Source organism: Vibrio sp. 1151_11 (assembly GCF_029478525.1).
GTDB classification, from domain to species: Bacteria; Pseudomonadota; Gammaproteobacteria; order Enterobacterales; family Vibrionaceae; genus Vibrio; species Vibrio anguillarum.
On the sequence record NZ_SHMN01000004.1, the window covers coordinates 150,033 to 162,216 of the forward strand.

Annotated in this window: 12 protein-coding genes; 3 read left to right on the forward strand and 9 right to left on the reverse strand. The window is 47.5% G+C overall.

Annotated features, from left to right (window positions below; all coding sequences use genetic code 11):
- Positions 1-109: 109 nt before the first annotated feature.
- Both hupA and EXZ60_RS05025 read left to right on the forward strand, forming a co-directional pair.
- Positions 110-382 (forward strand): nucleoid-associated protein HU-alpha, encoded by a 273-nt coding sequence (gene hupA / locus EXZ60_RS05020; RefSeq protein WP_010320328.1) that lies wholly within the window; start codon positions 110-112, stop codon positions 380-382.
- 42 nt (positions 383-424) lie between these two features.
- Positions 425-1,114: a DUF1481 domain-containing protein gene (locus EXZ60_RS05025; protein WP_277435410.1), complete on the forward strand. Its 690-nt coding sequence runs from the start codon at positions 425-427 to the stop codon at positions 1,112-1,114.
- Positions 1,115-1,245: 131 nt separating this feature from the next.
- On the opposite strand, the gene purD is transcribed toward EXZ60_RS05025, so the two are convergent.
- Both purD and purH read right to left on the reverse strand, forming a co-directional pair.
- Complete coding sequence (gene purD, locus EXZ60_RS05030; RefSeq protein WP_194565849.1) at positions 1,246-2,541, reverse strand: phosphoribosylamine--glycine ligase; 1,296 nt, start codon at positions 2,539-2,541, stop codon at positions 1,246-1,248.
- A gap of 317 nt (positions 2,542-2,858) precedes the next feature.
- The gene (purH, locus tag EXZ60_RS05035) at positions 2,859-4,469 is read right to left on the reverse strand and encodes a bifunctional phosphoribosylaminoimidazolecarboxamide formyltransferase/IMP cyclohydrolase (protein ID WP_277435411.1); all 1,611 of its coding nucleotides are present in this window, start codon (positions 4,467-4,469) and stop codon (positions 2,859-2,861) included.
- Between the two features lie 164 nt (positions 4,470-4,633).
- Between purH and zntR the strand changes: the two genes are divergently transcribed.
- A complete protein-coding gene (gene zntR, locus EXZ60_RS05040) occupies positions 4,634-5,032 on the forward strand; it encodes a Zn(2+)-responsive transcriptional regulator (RefSeq protein ID WP_017046798.1) in 399 nt (132 codons plus the stop codon).
- Positions 5,033-5,060: 28 nt separating this feature from the next.
- Here zntR and EXZ60_RS05045 read toward each other — a convergent pair whose 3' ends face one another.
- The 7 genes from EXZ60_RS05045 to aroQ all read right to left on the reverse strand — a co-directional run bounded on the left by EXZ60_RS05045 (position 5,061) and on the right by aroQ (position 11,879).
- Positions 5,061-6,701 carry a methyl-accepting chemotaxis protein gene (locus EXZ60_RS05045; RefSeq protein WP_277435412.1) on the reverse strand — a complete coding sequence of 547 codons (1,641 nt, stop codon included), beginning with the start codon at positions 6,699-6,701 and terminating at the stop codon, positions 5,061-5,063.
- 399 nt (positions 6,702-7,100) lie between these two features.
- Positions 7,101-7,397, reverse strand: a complete 297-nt coding sequence (gene fis, locus EXZ60_RS05050) for a DNA-binding transcriptional regulator Fis (protein WP_010320338.1) — start codon at positions 7,395-7,397, stop codon at positions 7,101-7,103.
- 23 nt (positions 7,398-7,420) lie between these two features.
- Positions 7,421-8,389, reverse strand: a complete 969-nt coding sequence (gene dusB, locus EXZ60_RS05055; RefSeq protein WP_010320339.1) for a tRNA dihydrouridine synthase DusB — start codon at positions 8,387-8,389, stop codon at positions 7,421-7,423.
- A 139-nt stretch (positions 8,390-8,528) separates the two neighbouring features.
- Positions 8,529-9,416, reverse strand: a complete 888-nt coding sequence (gene prmA, locus EXZ60_RS05060) for a 50S ribosomal protein L11 methyltransferase (RefSeq protein WP_013855808.1) — start codon at positions 9,414-9,416, stop codon at positions 8,529-8,531.
- A gap of 113 nt (positions 9,417-9,529) precedes the next feature.
- The gene (gene accC / locus EXZ60_RS05065) at positions 9,530-10,876 is read right to left on the reverse strand and encodes an acetyl-CoA carboxylase biotin carboxylase subunit (RefSeq protein WP_277435413.1); all 1,347 of its coding nucleotides are present in this window, start codon (positions 10,874-10,876) and stop codon (positions 9,530-9,532) included.
- Positions 10,877-10,890: 14 nt separating this feature from the next.
- Entirely contained in the window at positions 10,891-11,346 is a 456-nt protein-coding gene (accB, locus tag EXZ60_RS05070; RefSeq protein WP_010320342.1) for an acetyl-CoA carboxylase biotin carboxyl carrier protein, read from the reverse strand.
- An 83-nt stretch (positions 11,347-11,429) separates the two neighbouring features.
- Positions 11,430-11,879 carry a type II 3-dehydroquinate dehydratase gene (gene aroQ, locus EXZ60_RS05075; RefSeq protein WP_013855811.1) on the reverse strand — a complete coding sequence of 150 codons (450 nt, stop codon included), beginning with the start codon at positions 11,877-11,879 and terminating at the stop codon, positions 11,430-11,432.
- Between the last annotated feature and the right edge of the window lie 305 nt (positions 11,880-12,184).

The window sequence follows — 12,184 nt, forward strand, 5'->3', positions numbered from 1 at the left end:
GGTTAAAAGTGCGGCATAGAGACAAAAGATCAGCGACAAACCTTTGCCAGACGGGGGCTTTATGTTTTAGAGTGAGGTCAATTCGATAACACATGAGAAGGGAAACCTAATGAACAAGACCCAATTAATCGACTTTATCGCTGAAAAAGCAGACTTATCTAAAGCACAAGCAAAAGCTGCTCTTGAAGCGACTTTAGGCGCAGTTGAAGGCGCTCTCAAAGAGGGTGACCAAGTTCAACTAATTGGTTTTGGTACATTCAAAGTAAACCACCGTGCAGCGCGTACTGGCCGTAACCCTAAAACAGGTGCTGAGATTCAAATCGCAGCAGCTAACGTTCCAGCATTTGTAGCCGGTAAAGCACTGAAAGATTCAGTGAAATAATTTATACTACGCCGAGATACTCTCTCGGCGTAGATTTCTCCCATGAAAAAAATTCTTTTATCCATTCTATTTCCCCTAGTCTTAGTGGGGTGCTCCTCTTCTAGCCATACGCCTAGTCTCGAACAATATTCCAATTATACCAGTGGGCAAACCATGGGTGATGCCACCAGTTTTTATTGGTATATCGAGCGTTCAGCCTCTCCAAACAGCGCCGCCGATTATGTCGCATCAGGTGATTATGGTTGGTATAAAACCAATTATCGCTGGGATGAAGGGACATTAAGAGAGCTCAAGCGCGAAGGTGAGCAGCTACAAAAAAAATCGCTCGTACCTTATTCGGTTCACTTACGTTTTAATGACGCTGGTGAGGCCATTTATCAACAATACCGTGTCGATGGAAAAATACTGCCACTCGATGAAGAGCAGCTTTCCCATTATCTGCAACAAGCACAATACCTGATCTCAGAAACCAAAAATAAAGACAACCAAGGGTTAGAACTGATTCAAGGGGTGTGGGATGGCGAAGTGTTTGAAACCTGCACGGGTCATGAATACACGCAGATGGAATTTAACCAAACGCTGCCCAGTTTTGTGGTCAGTCGTTTAGCATCATTGGATAACTACATTGCCTTTTTAGGTAAAATCCGCAATAACCGTGTCTATATCGAAGAGCTATTAATGCTTGCCGATGAGAATCATGGCTGTATCGAAAAACCGCAATTGTTGAAATGATGATTCACGTCATTTCCTGGTGGGTTTAGCACCAAGCAATACAGTCGTATGAACATCAAGTATGAACATGAAGTATAAAAATAAGGCGCTCTATGAGCGCCTTATTGGATCATAACCTAGCTTTGTCGTTGTTATTTTGTGGTCTGTTGTTCACGAGCTATCGCGCGGTAGCCAATATCGCTGCGATAGAACATGCCATCCCAATTGACCTGTTTGGCTAATTGGTAAGCGCGCTGCTGCGCTTGTGAAACTGTGTTACCAAGTGCGGTTGCGCATAACACGCGACCACCGTTGGTGACGACTTCTCCAGCTTGGTTGCTTGTGCCTGCGTGGAAGATTTTCTCACCCGCGACTTCTTGCGTTGGTAAGCCAGAAATGACGTCCCCTTTCGCGTAGTCGGCAGGGTAACCGCCAGCGGCCAAAACAATACCGATAGAAGCGCGTGGGTCCCATTTTGACTCCACTTGATCGAGTTTGCCTTCTAGAGCGGCAAAGCAGAGTTCGACCAAATCCGATTGCATCCGCATCATGATCGGTTGAGTTTCAGGGTCACCAAAGCGGCAGTTGTACTCAATTACTTTCGGTGTGCCTTGCGCGTCAATCATTAGCCCAGCGTACAGAAAACCTGTGTAAGGGTTGCCTTCTGCCGCCATACCGCGCACCGTTGGATAAATCACCTCTTGCATCACGCGCTCATGGATCTCTGGCGTGACCACCGGAGCTGGCGAGTAAGCACCCATGCCGCCAGTATTGGGGCCGGTGTCTTTATCGCCGACGCGTTTATGATCTTGGCTGGTGGCCATAGGGAGAACATTTACACCATCGACCATGACAATGAAGCTCGCTTCTTCTCCATCTAAGAACTCTTCAATTACCACACGGCTGCCTGCATGACCAAAGGCATTGCCTGCGAGCATATCTTGAATCGCGTCTTCGGCCTCTTGTAGTGTCATCGCCACAATGACCCCTTTGCCAGCGGCAAGGCCATCGGCTTTGACCACAATCGGCGCGCCTTGCTGGCGGACGTATGCCAAAGCAGGTTCAATTTCTGTGAAATTAGCGTAAGCCCCAGTAGGAATATGATGACGAGCTAAGAAATCTTTGGTGAACGCTTTAGAGCCTTCGAGCTGCGCTGCCGCTTGAGTCGGGCCAAAGATGGGTAAATCCGCCTTACGGAAAGCATCCACTACGCCAAGCACTAAGGGTGTTTCTGGGCCAACAATGGTCAGTTCAATACGTTTTTCTTGAGCAAAAGCGACCAAACCAGCAATGTCTTCCACTGCAATGTTGACGTTCTCAAGTTTAGGCTCAAGCGCTGTGCCCGCATTACCCGGAGCAACAAAGACAGTTTTAACATTTGGGTTTTGAGCGACTTTCCAACCCAGAGCGTGCTCGCGACCGCCAGCACCTATAATCAGAATGTTCATCTATGAGTATCCTTTAACGTATAGAGTTTGTTTGTTGCCATTTACCCCCTCCTAACCTCCCCCGGAGGAACTTGGATGACAATATCTCCCCTTGAAGGGAAGGAACTTGGAGAGCAATACCTTTTCCTAAAAGTTAGGTAAGGTCACCTCGTTCTATTCCCTCCTCCTGAAGAGGAAGGAAGTTAGAGAACAATACCTCTTTCTGAAAGTTAGGTGAGGTCACTTCGTTCTATACTCCCTCCCCTAAAAGGGAAGTAAGGTCACTTGGTTTCTATTCCCTCCCCTTCTAGGGGAGGGCTAGGGTTGGGGTAAGGTTTTTAGTGACGGAAGTGACGCATACCAGTAAAGATCATCGCCATACCGTGTTCATCGGCGGCGGCAATCACTTCGTCATCACGCATCGAACCGCCTGGCTGAATCACACACTTGATGCCCGCTTGCGCTGCGGCATCAATGCCGTCACGGAACGGGAAGAATGCATCAGAAGCCATTACACATCCTTCTACTTGTAAGCCTTCATCGGCCGCTTTAATGCCCGCAATTTTGGCTGAATAAACGCGGCTCATTTGGCCTGCGCCCACGCCAACAGTCATGTCACCTTTTGAGTAAACAATCGCGTTTGATTTGACGTATTTAGCCACTTTCCAGCAGAAAAGAGCATCTTTGATCTCTTCTTCACTCGGCTGGCGCTTGGTTACGATTTTGAGATCATCAAGGCCAACCATGCCTTGATCGCGATCTTGCACCAGCAAGCCACCATTGACGCGTTTCACGTCAAAGCCCGTGGTTTTCGCTGACCACTCACCGCACTCAAGCAGGCGCACGTTTTTCTTCGCCGCAACCACTTCAATCGCTTCCGCTGAAACAGTTGGTGCGATGATCACTTCAACAAACTGGCGCTCAACAATCGCCGCTGCGGTTTGTGCGTCTAGCTCGCGGTTAAAAGCGATGATGCCACCAAAGGCAGAAGTTGGGTCGGTTTGGTAAGCGCGGTTGTAGGCTTGAAGAATATCGCTGCCCAAGGCAACGCCGCATGGGTTGGCGTGTTTGACAATCACACACGCTGGCTCAGCGAACTCTTTCACACACTCAAGAGCGGCGTCGGTATCGGCGATGTTGTTGTAAGAGAGCGCTTTACCTTGGAGTTGGCGTGCAGTAGAGACTGACGCTTCCTCTGGGTTGGCTTCAATGTAGAAAGCGGCCGCTTGGTGACTGTTCTCACCGTAACGCATGTCTTGTTTTTTCAGGAATTGTTGGTTGAAGGTGCGCGGGAATTTGCTCTCTTCATCAGCCTTCTTTCCTTCTTCATCAAGTAAAGAGGCTCCGTAAGACGGAACCATAGTGCCGAAGTAGTTGGCGATCATGCCATCGTAAGCGGCGGTGTGTTCAAAAGCGGCAATCGCAAGGTCAAAACGTGTTTCGAGTGTTAGCGAATGGTCGTTCGCATCCATCTCGGCAATGACACGGTCGTAGTCATGTGCATTCACCACTATAGTCACATCTTTGTGGTTTTTCGCCGCAGAACGCACCATAGTTGGCCCACCAATGTCGATATTTTCTACCGCATCAGCTAGGGTACAACCTGCTTTAGCAACGGTTTCGGCAAACGGGTAAAGGTTGACGACTACCATATCAATCGGCTTAATACCGTGTTGTTGCATGATGTCGTCATCTTGACCGCGGCGGCCCAGCACGCCACCGTGTACTTTCGGGTGCAATGTTTTTACGCGACCGTCCATCATCTCAGGAAAACCGGTGTAGTCAGAAACTTCTGTAACAGCAATACCTTGGTCTGCTAATAAGCGAGCGGTGCCACCAGTAGAAAGAATATCGACACCGCGCTTCGCGAGAGCTTGAGCGAACTCAACAATGCCGGTTTTGTCTGATACGCTGATCAATGCGCGGTGAATAGGACGAGCGTTATTCATGCTTCGGTCTTCCTCAAATCATGGAGTTAATGGGAAATTTGATGGCGCACATTCTAACCAAACAATCATCAAAAAGCTCGCGCAATCGTTTGGCATCGCAAAATTTTTTATAAAAACGGCGATATTGGGTATCAAACGTAATAAAAACGTTAAAGGAGAATGAGATGTTTCAAATTGGAGAGCTCGCCAAACGCTGTAAAGTTTCAACCGATACGCTGCGTTTTTATGAAAAAAATGCGCTAATAAAACCGGCGGGGCGCAGTGAGTCTGGTTATCGTTTATATAATCAAAAAAATCAGCAGCAGGTGAGTTTTATTCTCAAAGCCAAAGAGCTAGGGCTCAGTTTGGATGAGATCAAAGAGTTACTGGAAATAAAGCTGGAAGCGACCGAACACAGCTGTGCGGAAGTGAAATCGATCACCAGCGCTAAGCTGGTGGTGATTGATCAAAAAATCGCCGAGTTAACGGCGATTCGTCAAGCGCTAAAAAAAATCAACGATGCGTGCTGCGGTCATATAGACGACAACGCCAGCCACTGCTCAATTTTAGCGGCATTGGAGTGATCTCATCAGCCGATAAGGTGTGAGTTGCTCACACTTTAAAATGGCTAATGCTCTGTTTCAGTTGTTGGCCACTGTCTGAGAGATATTGACTGGCTGTCGACACTTGATCGGCTTGGGCTGCAGCCTGGGAGCTGTGCTCGGCAATATGAGTCAGATTGCGATTAATCTCTTCTGTAGCGGTGGTTTGCTGGGCGCTTGCCTCAGCAATATGTTCATTGAGTGAGAGAATCTGTTTTACTTGCTCGTCGATCTCATTGAGCACTTGCTGCGCTAAAACGGCTTGTTGCTGTGTGGCGGTTGATTGTTGCTGCGTTTGAGCCATAAATTCTCCCAGCTCTTTTGCGCGAGCCTGTAATCTATTGATTATCTGCTCTATCTCGTTGGTGCTGGTTTGAGTACGCGTTGCCAGCGCCCGTACTTCATCCGCGACGACCGCAAAGCCTCGCCCTTGTTCACCAGCACGTGCTGCTTCAATCGCCGCATTCAGGGCCAATAAGTTGGTTTGTTCAGCTATCCCTTGGATGACCGCCAGTATCGCTCCTACATCTTGTGTCTCTTTGGCGAGGTTTTTAGTGGTGGTGTCAGTGGTGGTCAGTAGTGCAGACAGGGAGTCCATAAAATCAGAAGCTTTGCCAATCACCGAGCTGCCTTCTTTGCCTTTGCTGCTGGCCGTATGCGCGGCTTTCGCGGCACTACTCGCTGCATTAGCCACTTCTTGATTGCTCGCATGCAGTTCGTTCATCGCTGATGCGACTGTATCGACGGATTGCTGCTGCTCTAGGGCTTTGATTGAGGCATGTTGTGAGAGTTGAGTAAGCTCATTTGCCGAGTGGTTAACATTGTCGGTGAGCGGTGTGATATTGGTAATGGTATGACGAATCTTCTCTGTGAACTCATTGAAGGCTTGCGCTATGTGTGACAGCTCATCACTACCTTGCACCGAGAGCTGTTTGGTTAAATCACCGTCGCCTTTGGCGATTTCTTCGAGTGCCTGTTTGGTTTCTTCACACGGTTTAGTGATGCTATTTCCTATCACTACTGAAAGAATCAGCATCACAATAATAACGAGGCTAAGAATGAGCAATATCGATTGTAGGCGTTGCCAAATCAACGCATTGACATCGTCGATGTAGACTCCAGAACCGAGGATCCATCCCCAAGGTTTAAATAATTTTACATAAGAGATTTTACCCACATCGACGCTAGAACCCGGTTTGGGCCACATATAGTCGACAAAGCCTTCACCCTGCTGTTTAGCGACTTTAGTAAATTCTACAAACAGTTTTTTTCCGGTCGGGTCGGCGGCATTGGAGAGATCTTTGCCGTCCAATTGGGGCTTCATTGGGTGCATGATCATACTTGGCTGAAGGTCGTTGATCCAAAAATAATCATCAGCATCGTAGCGCAGTTTCGCGATGGCTTGTTTGGCTTGAGTCTGTGCTTGTTGCTCGGACAGGGTGCCATCGATTTGTAATTGGTGGAAGTAACTTAATACGCCGTATCCTGTTTCGACGATGTGGCGAGTTTTTGTCTGTTTTGATTGCATTAAATCGTGTTGGTAACTATTGAGCATGGAGACAAATGGGATCAACAGTAGCAGTGTGGTGACCGTGGTCAGCAGGTATAAACGCGTTCTAATTTTGGTCTGGCGCAAGTTCAGTAAGCTCATTGACGTCACTCCTTGTCAATCTTCCGAGTGGTTTTATCATTATAGGCCCATTTGACTTGGTGTTTAGATTGTTGCGTCGCCGAGCTCATCTTAGTCACTCCATTTTTTGGGGATAAAGCCTTACTCATTGTATGCACTGTTCACGACAAGTGATTTGGGGATCGGTCGGTAAATTTCCATCACATGCACAATGTAACCAGTTTGTTGCGGTCGCGTAAATGCGACAACAGAAGAAGAGAGAGCCCGCTCAAACAATCAGATCTCTTTATTGCATTAATGCAAAGTAAAGCAGCCCGTTGATATTTTAGTTATCCGTTGGGTGAAAATGAAAAAACCGAGCGCAGAGGCTCGGTTTTAAAAGCGATGGTATCTAGTTGCTAGATTTGTGCAGTAGCTAGATTAGTTCATGCCGTATTTTTTTAGCTTCTTACGAAGAGTGCCGCGGTTGATGCCCATCATGGTTGCTGCGCGAGTTTGGTTACCGCGAGTGTACTGCATGATGGTGTCGAGTAGTGGCTGTTCAACTTCAGCAAGAACTAACTCGTATAGTTCTGTCACTTCTTGGCCGTTTAACTGCGCAAGGTAGTTTTTAAGAGATGCTTTAACTGAATCACGTAGTGGTTTTTGCGTGATTTGATCTTGTGAAGTTACGGTTGTTACTGTGAAAGCTTCTGAAGTCAGGTTTTGTTCGAACATATGCGGTCTAGCTCTTCTCTTAATTATGATGCAACGTTATCAAAATAACCTTCGAGCGCGTCAATTTGCAGCGGTGCTGCGTCAATAGCGTTGAAGGTACGGCGAAACTCACTCGCTTGCTCATGTTCTTTCAGATACCAACCCACATGCTTACGAGCGATGCGAGGGCCTAAATACTCACCATAGAAACTGTGGAGAGCCTGTACATGACCAAGCATAATATCTTTCACTTCCGCAGCCGGAAGTTCAGACATCGTGGTGCCGTTTTCCAAATAGTGTTGGATTTCTTGGAAAATCCACGGGCGACCTTGGGCAGGGCGTCCAATCATTAAAGCGTCAGCGCCGGTGTAATCCAGCACGTATTTCGCCTTCTCTGGGCTATCGATATCACCGTTAGCAATAACCGGAATAGAGATGGCGTTTTTCACCGCTTTAATGCTGTCGTATTCGGCCTCGCCTTTGTACATACACGCTTTGGTTCTGCCATGCAGGGCTAAAGCTTGTATGCCGCAGTCTTCGGCTAATTTAGCGATGTAGACACAGTTTTTGTTGTCTGTGTCCCAGCCAGTACGGGTCTTTAATGTCACGGGGACATCAACGGCGTTCACCACCGCTTTCAAGATCTGTTCAATCGTCTCCGGAAATTGGAGTAAGGCTGAACCCGCCAGCTTTTTATTCACCTTTTTTGCTGGGCAACCCATGTTGATGTCGATGATCTGAGCACCGTTCTCAACACTAAATTGGGCTGCATCGGCCATAAGCTGTGGGTCGGCTCCCGCAATTTGTACCGAGCGAATGCCCGATTCGCCCTCATGTACCATACGTTGCATCGACTTTGACGTATTCCATAGAGCAGGATTAGAGGACATCATTTCACTGACGGCCATGCCTGCTCCATAGCGAAGACACAACTCTCGAAATGGTCTGTCAGTCACTCCTGCCATAGGGGCAACGATAAGATTGTTCTTAAGTTGATAGTTTCCGATTTTCAAAACGTCATCACAGTTCTGTACCAGCAAGGGCGCGCATTTTACGCATTTTTTTACTGCGTGAAAAGACTAATATTTGAGCATTTACAATTTGTTTTAGTAAATCGTATAAAATACAGTCTATTAGCACGCAAAGTCTTATCTAGCCTTGCTTGCGACCCGAGATGCGGCACCACTCATTGAGCTCAATTATCGGGTCAATGTGAAGCTCGTCACGATAATGGTTGGCAACTTCTTCGGCTTGAGTGTCCAAAACACCGGACATCGCAAGTTGGCCGTTGGGTTTAAGTAACCCTTTGATCACGCCATTCAGGTCACGCAGTGGGCCGGCCAAAATGTTGGCCACAACCACGTCAGCGATTAAGCCTTCAGGTTGGTCTTGTGGTAAATACACTTCAAGTTGGTCAGCTACGCCATTGCGTCCTGCGTTGTCGTTGGAAGCAAGCAGTGCTTGTGGGTCGATATCAATCCCGACGACTTTGGCTGCGCCCAATTTGATCGCCGCAATGGCTAAGATGCCTGAACCACAACCAAAATCGATGACGGTTTTGCCTGTCAGATCGAGCCCTTCGAGCCACTCTAAACATAATGCGGTCGTCGGGTGAGTCCCTGTGCCGAATGCAAGGCCCGGGTCGAGCATTACGTTGACAGCGTCAGGTTCTGGGATTTCACGCCAGCTTGGGCAAATCCACAAACGTTGACCAAATTTCATCGGGTGGAAGTTGTCCATCCATTCACGTTCCCAGTCTTTATCTTCAAGCTGTTCAACTTTGTAGGCGAAGTCATCACTCAGCAGCTTGCTTGAGCGAATTTGGTCAATGATCCATGCGCTATCGGCTTCGGCATCATACAGCGCCAGCACGTCGGTATCGCCCCAAAGGCGAGTTTCGCCCGGAAGCGGTTCAAAAACAGGGGTGTCGTGAGCATCAAGAAAAGTGACGGATACTGCGCCCGTCTCTTCCATCAGCATGTCGCCAATTGGCTCGGCATTGGCGTTAGTTGCGTTCAGTTTAATTTGAATCCAAGGCATGTCAGTTGCTCTGTTATGTCGTCAGTTGGCGCAGAGTTTAGCAGAAACTGACTCGGCTGCCGAAAACAAAAATGCTCACCGAAGTGAGCATTTGGTCTCTCGCGACGCGAAAATTAGTGCTGTAAACCCAATTTCTTCTCAAGGTAGTGGATGTTCGCTCCACCGTGTTGGAAGTTCTCATCTTGCATGATCGATTGCTGCAAAGTGATATTGGTTTTAATGCCATCGACGATCATTTCGTTTAACGCATTTTTCATGCGCGCAATCGCCACGTCACGGTTTTCACCGTAAGTGATGAGCTTGCCGATCATTGAATCGTAATGTGGCGGCACTGTGTAGCCAGCATAAATGTGCGATTCCCAACGAACGCCCATACCGCCCGGCGCATGAAAACGTTCAATTTTGCCCGGTGAAGGGAGGAAACGAACCGGATCTTCCGCGTTGATACGGCATTCAATTGCATGGCCATGGATCTTGATGTCATCTTGGGTAAATGACAGTGGTTGACCTGCGGCGACGCGAAGCTGTTCTTTGATAAGGTCAACGCCAGTTACCATTTCTGTTACTGGGTGCTCTACCTGAATACGAGTATTCATTTCAATGAAGTAGAACTCACCGTTTTCGTACAAGAATTCAAAAGTACCAGCACCACGGTAGCCGATTTCGATACAAGCACGAGTACAACGTTCACCGATGTATTTGCGCATCTCTTCAGTGATACCTGGAGCTGGAGCTTCTTCAACCACTTTTTGATGACGACGCTGCATTGAGCAGTCACGTTCACCAAGGTGAATCGCGCCACCTTGACCATCCGCAATAATTTGTACTTCAACGTGACGTGGGTTTTCTAGGAATTTTTCCATGTAAACCATGTCATTGTTGAACGCCGCTTTGGCTTCGGCACGTGTCATTGCGATCGCTTGGGTCAGTTCATTTTCGCTACGAACCACGCGCATACCACGACCGCCGCCGCCGCCAGAAGCTTTGATGATCACAGGGTAGCCAATGCGTTTCGCATGAGCTTTGTTTTTGACTTCATCGCCATCCAGTGGGCCGTCAGAACCCGGCACACAAGGAACGCCCGCTTTTTTCATTGCGCTGATGGCTGACACTTTGTCACCCATCATGCGAATGGTATCGGCTTTCGGGCCAACAAAAATGAAGCCTGAACGCTCGACTTGTTCAGCAAAGTCGGCGTTTTCAGAAAGAAAACCGTAACCGGGGTGAATTGCTACTGCGCCAGTTACTTCTGCTGCAGAAATAATGCGTGGAATGTTTAAGTAGCTGTCAATACCACGTGCTGGGCCAATACAGATGGTTTCGTCGGCCAGCAGTACGTGTTTTAAATCACGATCGGCAGTGGAGTGCACGGCAACAGTTTTGATGCCAAGCTCTTTACATGCGCGCAGAATACGAAGTGCAATTTCACCTCGATTCGCGATGACTAATTTATCTAACATAAAGCAAACCTCGATTATTCGATAACAACAAGCGGTTGGTCGAATTCAACGGTCTGGCCGTCTTCAAGTAGAATTGCCGTAACGGTACCTGCTTTATCGGCTTCGATTTGGTTCATCATTTTCATCGCTTCAACGATGCATAGTGTGTCACCGACTGAAACACTTTGACCGACTTCGATGAAGGATTTTGAATCTGGACTTGGTGAGCGGTAGAAAGTACCGACCATTGGCGAAAGTACTTGGTGACCTTTTGGCGCTACAGGCGCGGCGGCTTCAGCCGTTGGCGCAGGGGCAGCGACTGGCGCGGCTTGTTGTGCTGGCGCTGGTGCAGCGTAATGCATCTGAGCCATCTGTACTGGCGCAGTGTTACGACTGATGCGTACCGATTCTTCACCTTCAGAGATTTCTAGTTCAGAAATGCCAGATTCTTCTACCAGTTCGATAAGCTTCTTGATTTTACGAATATCCATCTTTTCTTTCTCTTTATCTTGTGAATACGTCAGCCCTTAAGGTTGGGCCGTAGAGTGTTTGTTTGTCGTTGATCGTATGTGGGTTATTTTGCCTGTAGCGCTTTTATGGCAGCTGCAAGAGCAAATTCATAACCTTGTGCACCTAACCCGCAAATCACCCCTTGCGCCTTATCCGACAGATAGGAGTGGTGGCGAAAAGGTTCACGTGCGTGAACGTTGGATAGATGCACTTCAATAAATGGGATGGCGACACCCAATAACGCATCGCGCAGTGCCACACTGGTGTGCGTCAATGCGGCGGGATTAATGATGATGAAGTCGACCTTGCCGTAAGCGGCATGGATGGCTTCGATCAGCTCATATTCGCGGTTCGATTGAAGATGTTCTAACTCAATATCTGCTTTTTGCGCTTGTTCGCGTAATGTCTCGACAATGTGCGCTAAGGTGTCAGAACCATAATGTGCAGGTTCACGTAGCCCTAACAGGTTAAGATTTGGCCCATTTAAGACCAGAATGCGAGATTTAGCAGTCATTGTGTCGACATCTCCCTATATCGTGAAAAGAATATCAATATTCCCATATAATCTTAATATAAGAGTAAATTTTTCGTAAAAAATTCCCTGTATTTAAGAAATTGCCCCAGATTATAGCTAATTCAGCGCAAATGGCAGCAATTTACTGGTCTTATCAGATAGTTTGCCCATTTAATTTTGTAACCGAGTTAACAGAATAAGAATTAACCATTTAATCATTGTGAGAATAATTTGATGAATAGAAAAAGCCGCCACAGTTGTGACGGCTTGATAACTTAACCTATTTTATTCCTTTCCTATTAGAA